Here is a 17463-nt window from a genome sequence, read left to right as displayed (position 1 = left end):
CCCGAAGGCCTGCGGGGGGCGCTGACCTGGGCGGAGGCGGAGCTCGCCGCCGTGGGCCGCCCGCCGGCCGCACCCGCGCGGCAGATCCGGACCTGGAACCTCTCCGGCCTCTTCCGCCTCCCCACCGCCACCGGCGTCGACGCCTGGCTGAAGACCACGACGCCCGCGTTCAACGCCCACGAGGGCGAGGTCATCGCACTGCTCGGCAGCGTCGACCCCGGGCTCGTCCCGACCGTCCTCGCCGCCGACCCCTCCGGTGGGCGGCTGCTGCTCGACCACGTCCCCGGCGAGGACTGCTGGGGCCCGTCCGCCGGGACGGTCGCCGACGTCGTCCCCCGGGTCGTCGCCGCCCAGGCCGCGCTGGCCGACCGCCCGGCCGACCTGGCCGGCCTGCGCGACCGCACCCCCCGCGCCCTGGCGGCCCAACTGACGGCCCTGCTGGACCGGTTCGCCGAGGAGACCGATCTGACGCCCGAGGAACTGGACCGCCTGGGCGGCTTCGCCGCCGGCCTGCCGGGGCTGCTGGACCGGCTGGCCGCCTGCGGCCTGCCGGAGACGCTGCTGCACGGCGACTTCCACCCCGGCAACTGGCGCTCCGACGGCGTGAGCACGGTGGTCGTCGACTACGCCGACTCCTGCCTCGGCCACCCCGCCCTGGACGGGCTGCGCCCGCGCGCCTACCTCAGCGAGGAGGCCTGGCAGCACCACGCCCGGGTCTGGACGCAGGCCTGGCAGCGCCATGCCCCCGGCGCCGACCCGCGGCGCGCCCTCGAACTCGCCGAGCCGCTCTACCACCTGTCCTACGCCCTTCGGTACCAGGAGTTCCTGGACCACATCGAGCCGAGTGAACGCCCGTACCACGAGGGCGATCCGGCCGCCGAGCTGCGCGCCCTTCTGGCCTGCGGAGCGGCCGGTGGCCCGGCGTAGACTGCCGTGGTGGAACGACCGACGCCGGCCCCCGTCCTGCCCGAGCTGCCGCTGCAGGAGCTGGAGTGCTTCTCCGTCCTCGTCCACCAGCTGCATTTCGGGCGGACGGCGCAGCGGCTCGGCGTCTCGCAGGGGAGGGTCTCCCAGCTGATCAAGCGCCTGGAGAGCCGGGTCGGCGCTCCGGTGTTCCAACGGACCAGCCGCCGGGTCGAGTTGACCGAGCTGGGGCGGGCACTGGCCGAGCAGGTGGTGCCTGCCTTCGAGCGGCTCCGGGAGGGCTACGACGCCGCCCGGGCCGGCGCCGCCACCGCCCGGCCGCTGCGGCTGGGATTCCAGTGCGCGGTGTACGAGCCGGTCGCCCGGGTGGTCGCGGGCCTGCCGGAGGGCACGGTGCAGCTGGTCGAGCTGCCGTGGGCGGACCCGTTCTCGCTCCTCGCCCGGGGCGAGGTCGACCTGGCGATCGTGCTCGCCCCGTGCCGGGAGCCGGGGCTGGAGGTGCTGATGGAGTTCTCCCGTCAGCCGGTGTCCGTGGCGGTCTCCGCCGCGCAGCGCCTCGGCGGGGCGGACGGGGTGGCCGCCGACGAGCTGGCCGTGCTGCCGCTGATCGAGCCGCGCGGCCCGGCGCCCGAGTACTGGCGCGAGGCGAACGCGCCCCGGCGGACGCCGTGCGGGCGGGAGCTGGCTTACTCGGCGGGTGCGGCCACCATCCAGGAGGGGCTGTCGATGGTGGCCGGCACCCGTCAGGGGCTGCTGCTGTGTGAGCGCAGCACGGCGTACGTCCAGCGGCCGGACATCCGCTTCCTGCCGGTGCCCGGGCTGGAGCCGACCACGCTGGAGGTGGTCCGCAACGAGCGGCGGCCGCACCGGCTGGCGGCCGGGTTCGTCGAGCTGCTGGCCGGGCACGTCGACTGAGCCGGCGGGCTACACCGGCTGGTCGAGCCGCCGGTCCAGCCGCCGGGCGTGCGGCCGGGAGAGCAGGGTGAGCAGCAGCCCGACGGCCGCCAGGCCGGCCGCCGTGAGCAGGACGGCGTGGTTCCCGGCCCGGTCGACGACCAGTCCGCCGGTGAAGGAGCCGAGCGCGATGCTCGCGTTGAACACGCCCGCCCAGACCGCTGCCGAGGCCTCCATCCGGGCCGGGTCGGCGGTGCGGACCCACGTCTGCGTGGAGACCGACACACCGCCGTACGAGGCTCCCCAGACGATCAGGACGAGCAGGACGGTGACGACGCCGGTGGCGTGGGTGAGCAGGGCGGCGGCCAGGGTGACGCCGGCGAGGGCGAGGGCGACGGCGGTCCTCGGGCGGTGCCCGGACAGCGGGCCGAGGGTGAAGTTCCCGGCGATGCCCGCGAGTCCGTACACCAGCAGGCAGGCGGCGATCACGCCGCTGCTCAGGCCCGCGTCGGCTTCGAGGACCGGGCGGACGTAGGTGTAGCCGGCGAAGTGGCCGAGCACGACGAAGGCGGTGATCGCGATCCCGGTGGCGATGCCCCGGTGGCGCAGGGCGCCGGCCAGTCCGCCGAGCCGTCCGCGCTCGTGCACGGGCAGCGTGGGCAGGGTGGCGGCGAGCACGGCGGCGGAGGCGGCGCCGAGCAGGGCGAGCGCCCAGAACGCGGCGCGCCAGTCGAGCAGCGCGGCCAGGTAGGTACCCAGCGGGACGCCGAGGACCGAGGCGATGGAGACGCCGGAGAAGATCAGCGTCATGGCGAGCGCGATGCGCGGGCCGTCGGCGAGGCGCGGGCCGATGCTCGCGGCGAGGCCCCAGACGATGCCCATGGCGGCGCCGAGCAGGACGCGGCCGGCGGCCAGGACGGCGAAGTCCGGCGCCAGCGCGGTCACCGCGTTGGCCAGGCCGAGCAGCAGCATGAAGGCGACCAGGACGGTCCGGCGGTCGCGCAGGCCGACGAGCAGCGGGGCGAAGGGGGAGAGGACGGCGGCGATCAGGCCGGTGATGGTGAGGGAGAGGCCGGTGACCCCGTCGGTGATCCCGAGGCTGTGGGACATCGGGGTGAGCAGGCCGACCGGCATCATCTCGGAGGACACCACGGTGAAGGTGGCGAGTGCGACGGCGAGGACCGGGGACCAGCGGTGGGCGGTGGGTGAGGCGGCCGGTGACGCGAGGGGTTCGGCGTTTGTCATGCGGTCAGCTCACCAGCCGGCGGAAGAGCCGAACAAGATCGATAACCTCATCGACCGATTAGCCGGGCTCATCGATCACCCGGTTCTTCGACCGAACGGTTCTTCGATCGAACGGTTCGTCGACCGACCGGCTGTTCGACCGGCCGGTTCGCCGGGAAGGCGCCGGTGGTGCCCGGCGCGACGACCGCGGCGGGCACCACCGGGGCGGACTCACTCCGCGGGGGCGATCCGGTAGCCGCCTCGGGCCGAGTGGAGGCTGAGCGCCTCGACCGGGCAGAAGTCCACTGCCTCGCTCAGCCCGTCCGTCAGCGCCGCGCCGCCGTCCGCGTACTCGGCCAGCGGTGCGGCCAGCCCGTCGGCGCCGAGGGCCAGCGAGTCGGGGGCGCTGAGGGCGCACATCCCGGAGCCGATGCAGCGGGTCCGGTCGACCCGGACGACCACCGGCTCGGTGTCCGCGCGGCCCGTCACCAGGCCACCCGCAGGGCGTTCGGGCTGCGGGTGAGCAGGCCGCGCCGCCAGTCGATCTGCTCGACCGGGTCGGCCAGCCGCAGGGCGGGCAGCCGGCGGGCCAGCCGGTACAGGGCGAGCTCCAGCTCCATCCGGGCCAGCCAGGCGCCCAGGCAGTGGTGCGGCCCGGCGCCGAAAGTGAGGGTGGGGGCGGTCAGCGGGGCGAACAACTCGGTGCGCAGGTCACCGGTGAAGGCCTCCGGATCGTGGTTGGCGGCGGCCGCGTCGGCGGCGACCACGCTGCCGGCCGGGATGACCACGCCGCCGATCTCGACGTCCTCGGTGGTGCGGCGCATCAGCCCGGGCATGTGCTCCTGCCGGTCGCCGAGCGGGACGGCGCGCAGCAGCTGCTCGGTCGCGGCAGCGGCGCTGGTCTCGTCGGAGGCGAGCCGCTGCCAGGCCTCGCGGCCGTCCTGGAGCAGGTAGACCAGGGCGTTGCCGAGGCTGGTCATGGTGGTCTCGTGGCCGGCGACGACGAGGCCGATGACCAGCGCGACCAGCTGGCCCTCGGTGATCGAGCCGTCCTCGGCGGCGGCCGCGAGCAGGCGGCTGACCAGGTCCTCGCCGGGGGCGGCCCGGCGTTCGGCGATCACCTCGGCGCCGAAGGCGGCGAACTCGGTCATCGCGGTGACGATCGCCTCGGCGCTGTAGGCGGTGGTGGAGAGCGCGTGGTCGCTCCAGTGCGCCAGCCGCTTGCTGTCCAGGTTGTCCAGGCCCATCAGCCGGCTGATCACCGCGACCGGCAGCGGGCGGGAGTAGCCGGCGATGACGTCGGCCGGGGAGCCGTGGTCGATCAGCTCGTCGATCAGCGACTCGACCACCGAGGCCACCCAGGGCCGCCACCGTTCGATCGCGCGCGGGGTGAAGGCCCGCTGCACGGTGCGGCGCAGCCGCTGGTGCTCGCTGCCGTCGATGTTCAGCATGCTCTGAGGGTCGTCCAGGATGTTGGGCGTGACCGTGACCGGCGGGGCGTCCGGCGCGTAGAGCGGGGCGCGGCCCAGCCTCGGGTCGGTCAGCACCTGTCGCACGTCGGCGTGCCGGCTGACCAGCCAGACCGGCGTGCCGGTGGGCAGCGCGGCGAGGCGGGGCGGGCCGGGTTCGAGCAGGCGCATGCAGTGCAGCGGGGGGAGCGGGGCGGTGCCGGCGCTGGTCGCACTGTTCTCGGTGGACATCCGTACTCCAGACTCCAGGGCGGTGGGCCGCGGGGCGCGACCCGACGGTGGGTGAATCCGGGGATGGTGCGGGGGGACGGGTGATGCGGCCGGCTGGCGGCTCGACACGGGCCGGGGTTCGGTCGGGCTCCTACGGGGGTGTGGCGCGAAATGTGCGGGGGCGCACGGTCGGTACGCGCCCGGCGGGGCCGGCGCGTGGTCGTGCGCCGACGGGTGGGGCGAGTGTGCTGAGCGTGGTCGCGTGGACCGTCTCAGCTACGACCGTACGTGGGTGCCGGGGCGCCCGTCTGCGGCAGTTCCAGCCAACGCCGGTGCTTTCCGGGCACTTCGAGGCGCACTGACAGGCGCTCAGCGACACTTGTGCGCCCCCGTCGGCGCGGCCACGCCGGGCTGTCGCCGGGCCCTCGGCGGATACCCGGCCGGCGAGTGCCACGTGAGGACTCGTGAGCCGTCGCGACGGCGGCGGACATGCCGTCGGCACGTGCGGTGAGCCGTATCACACCGCGTCACACCGGATCGCCCCGCAGGCTCCGCGGGTGTCCGGCCGGGCGGGCGATACGCTTCGTGGGCAGTTCGTCTTGCAGTCGTTTGTCGCAGGTCACGCCGGTGCAGAGCCGCATCGGCAGACGGAGGTGGAATCGGATGCCCCAGCAGGTCAAGGCAGTCATCGCGCGCGCCAAGGGCGCGCCCGTGGAGGTGACCACGATCGTGGTGCCGGACCCGGGCCCGGGCGAGGCGGTGGTCCGGATCCAGGCTTGCGGCGTCTGCCACACCGACCTCCACTACCGGGAGGGCGGCATCAACGACGAGTTCCCGTTCCTGCTCGGCCACGAGGCCGCGGGCATCGTGGAGTCGGTCGGCGAGGGCGTCACCGAGGTCGAGCCCGGTGACTTCGTGGTCCTCAACTGGCGCGCGGTGTGCGGCCAGTGTCGCGCGTGCAAGCGGGGCCGCCCGCAGTACTGCTTCAACACCCACAACGCCAAGCAGAAGATGACGCTGCTGGACGGCACCGAGCTGTCCCCGGCACTGGGCATCGGCGCGTTCGCCGAGAAGACCCTGGTCGCGGCCGGCCAGTGCACCAAGGTGGACCCGGCCGCCGAGCCGGCCGTCGCCGGCCTGCTGGGCTGCGGCGTGATGGCGGGCCTCGGCGCCGCGATCAACACCGGCAACGTCGGCCGGGGCGACTCGGTCGCGGTGATCGGCTGCGGCGGCGTCGGCGGCGCGGCCGTGATGGGCTCCCGGCTGGCGGGCGCGGCGAAGATCATCGCGGTGGACATCGACGACCGCAAGCTGGAGACCGCCCGCAGGCTGGGCGCCACCCACACCGTCAACTCCCGCACCACCGACCCGGTCGAGGCGATCCGCGAGCTGACCGGCGGCAACGGTGCGGACGTGGTGGTCGAGGCGGTCGGCCGGCCGGAGACCTACAAGCAGGCCTTCTACGCCCGCGACCTGGCCGGCACCGTCGTCCTGGTCGGCGTGCCGACCCCGGAGATGACGCTGGAGCTCCCGCTGCTCGACGTCTTCGGCCGCGGCGGCGCGCTGAAGTCCTCCTGGTACGGCGACTGCCTGCCCTCGCGGGACTTCCCGATGCTGATCGACCTCTACCTCCAGGGCCGCCTGGACCTCGGCGCCTTCGTCACCGAGACCATCGAGCTCGACGCCGTGGAGCAGGCCTTCGAGCGCATGCACCAGGGCGACGTCCTGCGTTCGGTGGTGGTCCTGTGACTGCGCGCGTCGACCGGCTGGTGACGGCCGGCACCTTCGAACTCGACGGCGGCAGCTGGGAGGTGGAGAACAACGTCTGGATCGTCGGGAACGACGAGGAGGCGGTGGTGATCGACGCCGCGCACGACGCCGAGGCCATCGAGGCCGCGCTCGGCGGGCGCCGGCTGCTGGCGATCGTCTCCACCCACGCGCACAACGACCACATCGACGCGGCCCCGGCGCTCGCCGCCCGCACCGGTGCGCCGATCCTGCTGCACCCCGACGACCTGCCGCTGTGGAAGCTCACCCACCCCGAGCGGCTGCCGGACGGCGAACTGGCCGACGGTCAGCGGATCGAGGTGGCCGGCACCGAGCTGACCGTGCTGCACACCCCGGGCCACGCGCCGGGCGCGGTCTGCCTGTACGCGCCAGCGCTGGGCACCGTCTTCACCGGTGACACCCTGTTCCAGGGCGGCCCGGGAGCCACCGGCCGGTCGTTCTCGGACTTCCCGACCATCGTCGACTCGATCCGCGAGCGGCTTCTGACGCTCCCGGCCGAGACCGTGGTGCGCACCGGCCACGGCGAGCCGACCACCATCGGCGCCGAGGCCCCGGCCCTGCCGGAGTGGATCGCGCGCGGGCACTGACGCCCTGCCCGTACGGCCCCCGGGGAAAGATCGTTCCCCGGGGGCCGTACCATCGCGATCATGGCCCATGACCCGCGCGACCTCGACGGCTCCTTCCTCGCCTTCTGGCGGGAGCGGCACATCTCCACGCTGACCACCACCCGCCCGGACGGCACGCCGCACGTGGTGCCGGTCGGCGTGACGTACCAGCCGGAGACGGGGACCGCCCGGGTGATCACCAGCCGCACCAGCCGCAAGGCCCGCAACGTCGCCGCGGCCGGGCCCGAGGGCCTGCGGGTCGCGGTCTGCCAGGTGGACCGGGCCCGCTGGTCGACCCTGGAGGGCGTCGCGGTCGTCCGTGACGAGCCCGAGCAGGTCGCCGAGGCGGAGCGCCGCTACGCCGAGCGCTACCGCGAGCCGCGGGCCAACCCGGACCGGGTGGTCATCGAGATCGCCGTCGACCGGGTCCTCGGACGGGCCTGAGAACGCCCGCTCCCGGAACGGTCGTTCTCACCCCGGGAACGCCCGTTCCGCACGGAGCCGGTCAGGCCTCGCCGTCGGCCTGGCGGACCACGGAGGGAAGGCGTCTGCCCGGCTGCAGCGTGGGCAGGTTCAGGTGTTCCAGGTCGTGCGGCGGCGGCGCGGTCAGCGGCCAGGTCGAGGGCGCCTCGCCGTCGGAGGAGGTGGCGGGCGCGTCGGTCAGCCGCATCCGCCGGCGCAGGCGGCCGTAGAAGTCGGTCGGCCCCAGGCGCACCGCCCGCAGCCGGGTCGGCGCGGCGTAGACGCCGACCCAGTCGCAGGGCTCCAGCACACCGCGGAGCTGGCCGTCCACGCTGACCGCCGCGTTCCCCGAGTCCGGCAGCAGCCGGATGGCGATCGGCTCGTCCGGTGCGGCGAGCACCGAGCGCATGAAGACCATGTGCGCCGCGACGGGCGTGAAGACGAGGACCTCCGCCCGGGGCGAGACCACCGGCCCGCCCGCGGCGAAGCTGTACGCGGTGGAGCCCGTCGGGGTCGCCACCAGCAGCGCGTCGCCGGCGTAGCTGGCGAGCAGTCTCCCGGCGAAGTAGACCGCGGCGGCGACCCGGCCGTCCCGGTCGAACTTCTCCACGACGACGTCGTTCAGCCCGAGCACGTCGAGCGCCACCCCCCAGCCCCCGCCGGCCTCGCAGCCGGGACGCACCTGCGGCGTGGGCAGCGACGGTCGCCGGCCGTCCGGCCGCAGCGGACCGAGCTCCTCGGGCGGCGAGAGCGGTCTGGAGGCGCGCATGGTGAGCAGCATCCGCTCCTCCACGGTCGTACGGGACTCCTGGACGGCGTCCAGCGCCTGGAGCACGTCCCGGGCGGGCACCTCGGTGAGGAACCCGAGGTGCCCGAAGTCGATGCCCAGCAGAAGGGAGTCGTTGTGCGCCGCCAGGCGGGCGCCGCGCAGGAAGGTACCGTCACCGCCCAGCGCGACGATGAGGTCCGGGTCCCCGGCCGCGGCCATCTCCTCGCGGGCGCTGCGCCGTTGTACACCCGTGCTCCACACGTCGATCTCGGTGCACTGGACCCGGTGGTCCGCGCACCAGGCGCGGACCAGTTCCGAGGCCGCCACCGCCTCGGGGCGTCCCTTGTGCACCACGAGACCCACGCGCCGGACCGCCATCGGGCTTCCTCCCTGGTGAGGGGATGTGGTTCCCCTCCAGGATGCGCTCGGGGTGGGAGGCCCGGCGACTCGTCGGCGCCCCGGACGTCAGGCCGTCCTCTCCGCCGCCCGCTCGATCCCGGCGAGCACGTCCCGCGGGAACCAGAGGCTGCTCGCGCCCGCCAGGGCGACGGCCGCCGCCCCGACCAGTACCGGCACGATGCCGACCCGGGAGGCGAGCCACCCGCCGGCGAAGGCACCGACCGGCAGGGTGGCGGTCAGCACGGCCTGGAGGAAGGCGTTGACGCGGCCCAGCAGGTGGGCGGGGGTGACGAGCTGGCGCCCGGTGGTCATGGCGATCGACCACACGGTGGCCAGCAGCCCGAACAGCAGCTGGTACAGGACCAGGACCGGGAAGGCCAGTCCCAGCGAGGCCGCCGGGATGAGGAACAGGGCGGCCCCCGCGCCCACGGCGCACAGCCGGATGGCCCGGGCCATGCCCAACGCCCGGGTGACGGAGGTCGCGACCAGCACACCGGTGCCCATGCCGACGGCGTACGCGGCGTAGACCGCGCCGAGCTGCCACGGGGGCAGCTCCAGCTCCCGGTCGGCGTACAGGACGAACAGACCGCCGCCGGCCCCGCCGCCGAGGTTGAGCCCGGCCGCGGCCAGGGCCTGGCGGCGCAGCAGGGTCTCGCGCCGGATGACCGCGAGGCCCTCCTTCAGCGCCTCGATGCGGGACCGCGCGCCGCCGCCCGCCTCGTGCGCGGACCGGTTCAGCGAGGCCGGCAGCGCGAGGAACAGCGCCCCGCCGGCGAGGTAGGCGGCGCACTCGACCAGCAGCGCCGGGGCCGGGTCGATCACAGCGATCAGGATGCCGCCGAGCGCCGGTCCGCCGATCAGGCCGATGGTCCGGGCGCCGGTGAGCGAGGAGTTGGCCGGCAGCAGGCGTTCCGCGGGCACCACACGGGGCAGGCAGGACTGCAGCGCGATGCCCTGGGCGGAGCTCAGCGCCCCCGAGGCTGCGGCCGCGGCGAACAGGTGCGGCCAGGTCAGGCCGTCCAGCGCGGCCGCGAGCGGCACGCTGCCGATGGCGGGGACCTGCAGCCAGGACACCGAGACCAGCATCCGCCGCAACCGGGCCCGGTCGACGGCGACGCCGATCAGCGGACTGAGCAGGACGCCGGGCAGGTAGGTCATCGCCATCAGCGCGGAGGCGCCCAGTGGCCCGGCGTGCAGATGGGCGATGGCCAGCAGCGGCAGCGCCAGCGCGGTGACCTGCCGTCCCACCGAGCTCGTCATCTGCTCCGTGACGAGCAGCAGCAGCGGACGGTGCCGGCGCAGCGGTACGGATTCCGGGGCCGGGGGCGGCGTCGCGGGCGGGCCGGACCCCGCGGGTACGGGCGACTCCTCGGCCGTGGAAGATCCCATGTATTCAGACTCCTGTGTCGGGCACGGTCCGGTGGCGGATGCGTGGAGGCAGCGTCACCGCCCAGCCCGGGGTGACGAGCACGAGGCCCTCGGACGCCGGGACGGACACCCCGTTGCTGCCGCGCCGACCGGTGTCACGTGCAGGGAAGCAAAACACGGCGGGCCCGATCGTTCGAACGCCTTCGTCGCTCCGGCCCCACAAATGCGCCAAGATCCCGGTGGTGAACGATCTTTCCGGGTGCGCCGGGTGCGCCGGGTGTTCCACGGGTGACCAGCGGAGATCACCGACGGCCGGGCCGTCGGAGCGGGCGGCCCCGGAGGGTTCGGGTCGGCGCGGAGGATGGCCGAAAGCTGACATAGGGTCAAGTTCATGTGCACACACGGCTTTCACGGCACCTACCGTGTGCGCGCAGCGTATCGGTCGCGGGGGCGGCGCACCGGCTGACGGGGCTCGCGGCGACGTTCCGGCGCAGGCAGCACCGCCCGGGCTCAGGCCGGTCCGGCGACCAGCCAGTGCGCGGGCAGGTCGATCCGGGCGCCGTCGGGAGCGGACTCCGTGGTGGCCAGCGGCAGTTCGCCGGTGGCGAGGACGACGAGGCCGGCCGCACGGAACAGCTCGGGGAAGGCCGCGTCGGCGACCCCGGCGGGGGCGAGCCCGTGGGAGAACACCGGGCGCAGCTTCGGGGGCGGGCCGGCCGGGCCGCGGACGAGGTCGTCGAGCACGTCCTTGGCCGCCTCGGCGAGCTCGAACACGAAAGCCCGGCCGCGGGCCCCGAGCAGGGTGCGAACGGCTTCGACCACCCGTTGACGGTCGGCCGGCTCACTCTGGTGGATCACCCCGCGCACGTACACGTTGGCGTCGCCGAGGCGGTGGTGGAGCGCCCGGACGGCCTCGGCCTCGGTGGCGTCCAAGCGGGTGAACGCGGCCCGCCCGGCCGGGTCGCCGCGCCGGGCGAGGTCCAGTGCGGCGGTGGACAGGTCGACCCCGAGGACGAGCGGGAAGTGTTCGGCGAGGAAGCGGGTCTGGGTGCCATTGCCGCAGCCGAGATCGACGACGGGCAGTGCGGGGTCGGCAAGGTGGGGGCGGAACAGCGTGAGGTGGCGTTCGGCGCTGAGGGCCGGCTCCGCATCCCAGATCACCGAGCCCGGTTCCTCGGGCGCGTCGCGCCAGAAGCCCTCCCAGGCGTCCCGGTACCGACTCGTCACGCTCATGGCGGGGACCTCCGGATGTCACGCGGGGCGTCTGGGTCGTGTCTACCGGTACCCGGACCGGACGGCAAGCGCGTACCGGCGGGACCCGGCGGGCGCGCGCGGGTGGCGCGCGACGGTCAGGTCCCGGCGCGCGCCTGGCGCAGCAGGTAGGCGCCGGAGGCGGCGGCGAGCACGGCCATGCAGGCGGCGAAGGCCAGGCCCGCGTCGGTCAGACCGAGCCGTCCGGCGAGCAGGCCCACCCCGATGACCGGGATCGAGATGCCGAAGTAGGCGACCACGAACAGCGACGAGAGGGCGCCGCCGCGGTGCTCGGCGGGAGCGGCGGCGGCGACCTCGCCCACCGCGCCGCGCAGGCCCATGCCCTGGCCGGCGCCGCCCACCAGGGCGCTGAGCACCAGCGGCAGGACGGTCTCCCGGGCGAGCGAGGCGGCCAGCAGGGCCAGCCCGGCGATCAGCACCAGGCAGCCCAGCGGGATCGCCCGAGCGGTGCCGAGCCGGGGCACCAGGAGCTGGCCGAGGGTGGAGGCGAAGAAGACCGTGAAGACGACCAGCCCGACCACCGCACGGTTGTGGACGCCCAGGTCGACGGCGAGGAAGGCGGGGCTGACCGAGGTGAACAGGCCCAGCAGAGAGAATCCGGCGAAGGCGGCGATCCCGGCCGGCACGAACACCCGTCGGACCTCCGGTGGCAGGGTCGGCCGGTTGGGCCGGGCGGTGCGCAGCGGGCGGGCCCCGGCGACCGTCTCCGGCAGCAGCAGGGTGAGCCCGAACGAGGCCGCGAGCAGCCCCAGGTGCACGGCGAACGGCAGGATCAGTGGGTACGGCGCGTACTGCGACAGCAGGCCCGACAGCAGTGGTCCGCAGCCGAGCCCGCCGATGTTGGCGGCGGTCGCGACGAAGCCCGCGCGGGCCCGGCGCCCGGGCGGCGCGAGCTCCAGTACGTACGCCGTGGCGGTGCCGGTGAACAGGCCCGCCGACAGCCCGGACAGCAGGCGGCCCAGGCAGAGCAGGGCGACGCTGTCCGCGGCCAGGAAGACCACGGCGCTGGCGGCTGAGCAGCCCAGGCCGCAGAGCAGCACAGGCCGGCGTCCGACAGCGTCGGAGACGTTGCCGATCAGCAGCAGCACGCTGATGACGCCGAAGGCGTACACCGCGAACACGACCGTCACCGTCAGCTCGGAGAAGCCGAGCTTCTCCTGGTACAGCCCGTAGAGCGGGGTGGGCAGCGTGGTGCCCGCCATGCAGACGGCGAAAGCGGCGGCGGCGACGAGGTGGCCCACCCGGGCGACACCACCGGGCCGGGCGGTCCGACGATCGGTCATTCGCCCACCATAGGCGCGCACTGCGGACCGGGGCCGTGCCGCGTGGGGGAGCGCTGCGCCGAATGGCCGTGCCGCGGTGCCCCGCCCGCGTGGTGCCCCGCCCGCGCCGGGACGGACGGGCCCGGCTCCCGGCCGGAGATCACCGGGCGCGAGGCCTCCGGTCACCGGTGACTTCGGGGGGAGTGGCGCCGTCCGGTCGGGGCACGGGGTGCCGGTGGGCGCGCGGACCGGTCGGACGGGGCGTGCCCATGGCGCCGAGCACGGTGTTGTCGAGCGGGCTGGCGGTCAGGCGGTCCAGGACCTGCGTCACGGCGGCGCGTAGGCCGTGGCCGTGGCGGCGCACGTCCGGGCCGACGGAATGGAACGCAGCGAGGACGGACATGCGGCTCACCTCCGGGGCGACCTGCGGGTTCTGCAGGCGTGGTCCGTCCAGCTTCCGCCGCTTCCCGGGCGCCGGGGCCCGGATTGACGGGCTGCTGACACGCCGTTGACGAACTGCTGACGCGGTGGTGGTGCCCGCGTGTCCCGGCGGCCTCAGACCCGGTACGCGGCGACGTAGCGGGCCGGGTCGCGGCGCAGGTCGCCGTGCCAGCGTTCCCGGCACTGCTCGGCGAAGGTCCGTCCGGTGGCGAGGATCTCCTCCAGCGGGTCCAGGTACCCGAGCACGTGCGGCGGTTCGAGGCCGGCCGCGATCCGGGCGGCGAGGCCGGCCCGGGCCAGCCGCAGCAGTTCGGCGGCCAGCGGGCGGACCGGGTCGCCGCCGAGGCGGGTGGCGAGCCCGAGGGCGGGCAGCTCGGCGAGCGCGGCCCGGTGGTCGTGCAGGGTGTAGCGGCCGAGCAGCTCCCAGGCGGCGGAGCGGGATTCGGGGTGGTAGCTGAGCCCGGCCCAGAGGGCGGGGACGGCCGGGATGAACGGGTACGGTGGCCCGTCCGAGGCGCGCAGCTCCAGGGTGTTGCGGACCCGGGTGTTGGTCCAGAGCTGGTTGAGGTGGGCGGCCCAGTGCACCGGGGTGGGCCGTGAGCCGTCCGGGTAGCCGTGCCGCAGGAGTTCGGCGAAGGTGCGGTCGGGCGCGGGGTGGTAGCGGCCGTCCGGGGTGCGGTAGTGGATCAGCGGGATGCCGAGCGCCCAGTCGGCGACCTGCTCGACGGTGACGTCGGGGCGCAGCGCGGGCGGCAGCACCCCGCCCCGGCGCGGGTCCATCCGCAGCCAGGCCCAGCAGCGGTGGGACAGCAGCCCGCTGGACGAACCGCCCTCCTGGAGCGGCGAGTTGACGAGCAGGGCGGAGACCACCGGGGCGGCGGCCATCTGCATCCGCAGCTTCTGCGTGAAGTCGGCGGGGGAGAGGTAGTCCAGGGTGACCTGGGTGGACAGCGACAGCGCCATCACGTACCGGGCGCGGCTGCCCGGCTCGCCCAGCCCGGCGAAGTAGTCCCGCATGATGGCGCCCCGGCTCATCGGCACCCACTGCATGTCGGCGAGCCGGTCGAACGGCAGGTTGGCGCCGGGCAGCAGGGCGAGGCCGAACCGGCCGACCAGCTCGGCGAGTTGATCCAGGGCGGCACGCATGTCGTCCACCGCCTTGGCCACGGACGGGACGGGCGTCGAGGAGTACTCCAGCTGGCCGCCGTGCTCCAGGGTGATCTGGCTGCCGTCCGGGAGCCGTACCCCGGTCAGCCGCCCGGCGTCCTCCTGCCGCTCGCCGCCCCACCTGGCCAGCACCGCCTCCAGGACGGCCAGCACGCCGCGCTCGCCGAAGTAGCGGGCGGCCAGCCCGGTGGCCGGGTCGACCAGGCCGCACTCGACCTCGATGCCGACCAGTTCGCAGCGGCCGGGCCGGAACGGGGCCAGCAGTTCGGCCCGGCCGAGGGCCGGGCCCGCCTCGCCCTGCGTCACACCGCCCCCACCCGGGTGGCGACCCGGGGGTGCCCGGCCCGGTCGAGCAGCGCGCTCACCGTGCCGAGGGCGGACTGCGCCGCGCCCTGGCACCAGGCGTGGGCGCCGGACAGGTGCTCGCCGGCGAAGAAGATCCGCGGCTGTTCCGCCGGGAACGGGGAGCCGAGCACGCTCAGGTAGCGGGTGTGCTCGCCGGGTGTCAGATGGGCGAAGGCGCCGCCGCCCATGCCGGTCTGCACGTCCCAGTTGCAGTGCACGATGTCGTCCACGTCCCCGGTGATACCCGGGTGGAGCCGTTCCAGGCACTGCAGCACCAGCGCGTCCCGGTCGGCCGGTTCCAGCGCGGCGAAGCGGCGGGCGTTGGCGCCCCACAGGTACGCGCCGAGCAGGGCCGTCGGTTCGGCCGAGCGCAGCGGGTCGCGCACCGTCCAGTGCGGGCCGGAGCCGCCGTTGACCCCGGCCTTCGCCCGCACCGCGTTGTCCGAGGGGTACCAGCACTGCTGGATCGGCAGGTCGGTGAAGCTGCCGCCGCCGTGGATGCCGTCCTCCAGCTCCCAGCGGCGGCGGGTGAGGTGCAGGACGGTCTTGATGCTGCTCGCGTAGCTGATGCCGCGGATGGCGTGCCGCTGGGCGTGCGGCAGGCCCGGGGTGAGCGCGATCCGGTCGAGCGCGGGTGCCGGGACGCAGCACACCACGTAGTCGACGTCCTGTTGCAGCCGGGCGCCGATCCGCCGGCCGCGGAGCCGGACGCCGTCCGTGGTCAGCGCCAGCTCGTCGACCTGGGTGGAGAGCTGGAGCGTGCCGGGGCGCAGCGAGCCGACGAAGGCGTGGATCAGCGCGTCCAGCCCGTCGACCAGCTCGACCTGGCCGCGGTGGAACAGGCCGAAGTAGTCGACCAGCACCTCCAGCAGCGAGGACTGCTCGTAGTGGGCGAGGCCGCTGGCGTGGCCGACCAGGTCCCAGGCGTCCTGGGACAGGTGCTCGTGGACGAACTGCCACAGCGACACCGAGGCCGCCCGCTCCAGCGCCGGGTCGTCCCAGTGGCCCTCCAGGGTGCGCCGCTGCTGCTCCACGGTCAGGGTGCGCCACACCGAGCCGAGCAGGTGGTCCAGCACCGGGGTCGGAGGCTGCCGCTCGGTCGGGCGCAGGTCGTACGCGGGGAACAGCGCCGCCACGTCCTGCACCCGGACCCGCCGGCCGCGCAGGTGGTAGTAGGCGCGCGGGTTGGCGTTGACGAACGGGCGGGTCGCCAGCCGGAACCGGGAGACGTAGTGCAGCACGCAGTGGTGGTTGCCGGGGATGCGCATGGCGCCGAGGTCCACGTGGGTGCCGTCCCAGAAACGGTGGGTGCGCACCCGCCCGCCCGGCCGGTTCGCCCGCTCGTACACGACGACGTCGAACCCGCGGCGCTGCAGCTCGTAGGCGCACACCAGCCCGGCGACGCCCGCCCCGACCACGGCCACCCGGCCCCGGGCACCGGCCACCGGCTTCTCCAGCGAACGCGGGAACGCAAAGCTCGTATCGAACATCGGCACCGTACCCATCCGAGGCGGGACCCCCGCCCCAGCCTCGGGCAGGCATCCTGCCCATGCCACTTCGCGGCGCCGATGCGGGTGACGGGCGCGGGCTCAGCCCGCCGCCTGCCCGGTCTCGCCCCGGTGCATCCAGGCGATGACGTCCAGTACCCGCAGCACGCCGATGTCCTCACCGATCCCGGCCTCCGTACGGAGCCCGGCCAGCCGGGCGCGGAGCGCCCCGCCGTCCGCGCGCAGGGCGTCGGCCAGCGCGGACCAGAAGGTGGTGTCGACCCGCGGCCGTCGGAACAGGGCCTTCACCCGGACGTCGTAGACGGGTATCAGGTGCGGCCGCTTGCGGGCCGGCAGTTTGCCGGCGACCACGGGGCCGACCCCGTCCGGCTTGCCCGGGTACGTGCCGCGCGGGTTCGCCAGCCGCTCCCACAGCTCGGTGGCCGGCCCGCCGGGGGCGACCAGCGGGGCGCAGGCCGGGTCCTCCAGCCGGGCGTCGCGGGGGATCGCGGACAGCAGACGCCGCCAGTGCCCGTCGGGGTCGGCGAGCAGCTCGACGGCGCCGTGCGGCTCGACCGAGACGCTCAGCATGGTGATCGCGATCAGGTCGTCGGCGGTGAAGCGGTCCGCCGTCTCCGGGCGGTCGCCGCCGCCGGCGAGCCGCTCGAAGTGGGCGCCCGTGTAGGCCGGGCCGCCCTTCGCCCGCCGCCCGGTGAAGTACGCGCGCAGCAGGCGGACCGACGTCTCCCGGTCCTCGTACACCGGCGGGATCCACAGTGCCGTCACGAGAGCCCCCTTGATCCGTGCGTCCGGGGTCAGTGTGGCAGAGCGGAGGGGGCCGACGGTCCGGTGCCGGGTGGTGAACCGGGCCGGTGCCGGGGGCCGTAGGACCGTAGTGGGCGCGCGCAGCGGTGCGGCCGCGAGCAGCGGGCGCGTCCGTGAGGAACCGGGGAGGAACTGGATGCAGTCCCGACGCGACCAGGTGCAGGCGCACCTGTTCGTGATGAGCAGGCTGGCCTCGGGCATGCTGCGGGCGGAGCCCGACGCGCCGGACACCCCCACCGGGCGGACCACCCGGGGCACCATGACGGGCCTGGCGGTGGGGGTGCTGATCGGGCTGGGTGTCGCGGTGTACGGGGTGATCCGGCCCGGCGGCGGCGACGGCTGGGCCAAGCCGGGCACGCTGGTGGTGGTCGAGGAGACCGGCGCCCGGTACCTGTCCGTCGGAGGGCAGCTGCATCCGGTGCTGAACGACACCAGCGCCAGGCTGCTGGCCGGTGAGCAGATGACGGTGCGGCAGGTGAGCCGGGCCTCGATCGCGGACGCGCCGCGCGGCGCCCCGGTCGGGATCGTCGGCGCCCCGGACGGGCTGCCGCC

General features: G+C 75.0%; 17 protein-coding genes. 6 read left to right on the top strand and 11 right to left on the bottom strand.

What is annotated here, in order from left to right; translation table 11 throughout:
- Positions 1–927, top strand: a 927-nt coding sequence (locus KS423_RS17230) for an aminoglycoside phosphotransferase family protein (protein WP_224280226.1), incomplete at its 5' end; no start/stop codon positions are given.
- A gap of 9 nt (positions 928–936) precedes the next feature.
- A complete protein-coding gene (locus tag KS423_RS17225) occupies positions 937–1839 on the top strand; it encodes a LysR family transcriptional regulator (RefSeq protein ID WP_224280224.1) in 903 nt (300 codons plus the stop codon).
- 9 nt (positions 1840–1848) lie between these two features.
- Here the strand turns inward: KS423_RS17225 and KS423_RS17220 are convergent, their stop codons facing one another.
- From KS423_RS17220 to KS423_RS17210, 3 genes are all read right to left on the bottom strand, one after another.
- Positions 1849–3063 (bottom strand): MFS transporter, encoded by a 1215-nt coding sequence (locus KS423_RS17220; RefSeq protein ID WP_224280223.1) that lies wholly within the window; start codon positions 3061–3063, stop codon positions 1849–1851.
- Positions 3064–3273: 210 nt separating this feature from the next.
- Positions 3274–3531, bottom strand: coding sequence for a ferredoxin (locus KS423_RS17215; protein WP_224280221.1), 258 nt, complete (start codon positions 3529–3531; stop codon positions 3274–3276).
- A complete protein-coding gene (locus KS423_RS17210) occupies positions 3528–4742 on the bottom strand; it encodes a cytochrome P450 (protein ID WP_224280219.1) in 1215 nt (404 codons plus the stop codon). The genes KS423_RS17215 and KS423_RS17210 overlap by 4 nt, the downstream gene beginning before the upstream one ends.
- 642 nt (positions 4743–5384) lie before the next feature.
- Here KS423_RS17210 and KS423_RS17205 point away from each other — a divergent pair.
- The 3 genes from KS423_RS17205 to KS423_RS17195 are packed head-to-tail and all read left to right on the top strand — an operon-like array spanning position 5385 to position 7558.
- Positions 5385–6470: an S-(hydroxymethyl)mycothiol dehydrogenase gene (locus KS423_RS17205; RefSeq protein WP_224280218.1), complete on the top strand. Its 1086-nt coding sequence runs from the start codon at positions 5385–5387 to the stop codon at positions 6468–6470.
- Positions 6467–7096, top strand: coding sequence for an MBL fold metallo-hydrolase (locus KS423_RS17200; RefSeq protein WP_224280216.1), 630 nt, complete (start codon positions 6467–6469; stop codon positions 7094–7096). Before KS423_RS17205 ends, KS423_RS17200 begins: the two co-directional genes overlap by 4 nt.
- A 60-nt stretch (positions 7097–7156) precedes the next feature.
- Positions 7157–7558 carry a pyridoxamine 5'-phosphate oxidase family protein gene (locus tag KS423_RS17195; protein WP_224280214.1) on the top strand — a complete coding sequence of 134 codons (402 nt, stop codon included), beginning with the start codon at positions 7157–7159 and terminating at the stop codon, positions 7556–7558.
- Between the two features lie 61 nt (positions 7559–7619).
- Here KS423_RS17195 and KS423_RS17190 read toward each other — a convergent pair whose 3' ends face one another.
- The 8 genes from KS423_RS17190 to KS423_RS17155 form a co-directional block, all read right to left on the bottom strand.
- A complete protein-coding gene (locus KS423_RS17190; RefSeq protein ID WP_224280213.1) occupies positions 7620–8723 on the bottom strand; it encodes an NAD(+)/NADH kinase in 1104 nt (367 codons plus the stop codon).
- Between the two features lie 87 nt (positions 8724–8810).
- Positions 8811–10133, bottom strand: a complete 1323-nt coding sequence (locus KS423_RS17185; protein WP_224280211.1) for an MFS transporter — start codon at positions 10131–10133, stop codon at positions 8811–8813.
- A gap of 489 nt (positions 10134–10622) precedes the next feature.
- Positions 10623–11345, bottom strand: coding sequence for a class I SAM-dependent methyltransferase (locus tag KS423_RS17180; protein ID WP_224280209.1), 723 nt, complete (start codon positions 11343–11345; stop codon positions 10623–10625).
- A 116-nt stretch (positions 11346–11461) separates the two neighbouring features.
- On the bottom strand, positions 11462–12667 hold the full coding sequence (locus KS423_RS17175) for an MFS transporter (RefSeq protein WP_224280207.1): 1206 nt from the start codon (positions 12665–12667) through the stop codon (positions 11462–11464).
- Between the two features lie 139 nt (positions 12668–12806).
- A complete protein-coding gene (locus KS423_RS17170; protein ID WP_224280205.1) occupies positions 12807–13049 on the bottom strand; it encodes a hypothetical protein in 243 nt (80 codons plus the stop codon).
- Positions 13050–13201: 152 nt separating this feature from the next.
- On the bottom strand, positions 13202–14560 hold the full coding sequence (locus tag KS423_RS17165) for a glutamate-cysteine ligase family protein (protein WP_224280203.1): 1359 nt from the start codon (positions 14558–14560) through the stop codon (positions 13202–13204).
- Positions 14557–16089, bottom strand: coding sequence for an NAD(P)/FAD-dependent oxidoreductase (locus KS423_RS17160; protein ID WP_224280228.1), 1533 nt, complete (start codon positions 16087–16089; stop codon positions 14557–14559). Before KS423_RS17160 ends, KS423_RS17165 begins: the two co-directional genes overlap by 4 nt.
- A gap of 99 nt (positions 16090–16188) precedes the next feature.
- A complete protein-coding gene (locus KS423_RS17155) occupies positions 16189–16872 on the bottom strand; it encodes a DUF6308 family protein (protein WP_224280202.1) in 684 nt (227 codons plus the stop codon).
- A 175-nt stretch (positions 16873–17047) separates the two neighbouring features.
- Between KS423_RS17155 and KS423_RS17150 the strand changes: the two genes are divergently transcribed.
- The coding region (locus KS423_RS17150) for a type VII secretion protein EccB (RefSeq protein WP_224280200.1) at positions 17048–17463 on the top strand (416 nt) is incomplete at its 3' end.

This window comes from Streptomyces sp. LS1784, from assembly GCF_020103755.1.
Classification (GTDB): Bacteria; Actinomycetota; Actinomycetes; order Streptomycetales; family Streptomycetaceae; genus Kitasatospora.
The sequence above is the reverse complement of the archived record's forward strand: the minus strand, read 5'-3'. Positions and strand labels throughout refer to the sequence as shown.

Coding starts and splice junctions, on each gene's coding strand:
- KS423_RS17185 (WP_224280211.1), bottom strand. CDS start 10,133: ATGGGATCTTCCACGGCCGAGGAGTCGCCCGTACCCGCGGGGTCCGGC.
- KS423_RS17205 (WP_224280218.1), top strand. CDS start 5,385: ATGCCCCAGCAGGTCAAGGCAGTCATCGCGCGCGCCAAGGGCGCGCCC.
- KS423_RS17160 (WP_224280228.1), bottom strand. CDS start 16,089: ATGTTCGATACGAGCTTTGCGTTCCCGCGTTCGCTGGAGAAGCCGGTG.
- KS423_RS17175 (WP_224280207.1), bottom strand. CDS start 12,667: ATGACCGATCGTCGGACCGCCCGGCCCGGTGGTGTCGCCCGGGTGGGC.
- KS423_RS17190 (WP_224280213.1), bottom strand. CDS start 8,723: ATGGCGGTCCGGCGCGTGGGTCTCGTGGTGCACAAGGGACGCCCCGAG.
- KS423_RS17220 (WP_224280223.1), bottom strand. CDS start 3,063: ATGACAAACGCCGAACCCCTCGCGTCACCGGCCGCCTCACCCACCGCC.
- KS423_RS17180 (WP_224280209.1), bottom strand. CDS start 11,345: ATGAGCGTGACGAGTCGGTACCGGGACGCCTGGGAGGGCTTCTGGCGC.
- KS423_RS17210 (WP_224280219.1), bottom strand. CDS start 4,742: ATGTCCACCGAGAACAGTGCGACCAGCGCCGGCACCGCCCCGCTCCCC.
- KS423_RS17195 (WP_224280214.1), top strand. CDS start 7,157: ATGGCCCATGACCCGCGCGACCTCGACGGCTCCTTCCTCGCCTTCTGG.
- KS423_RS17170 (WP_224280205.1), bottom strand. CDS start 13,049: ATGTCCGTCCTCGCTGCGTTCCATTCCGTCGGCCCGGACGTGCGCCGC.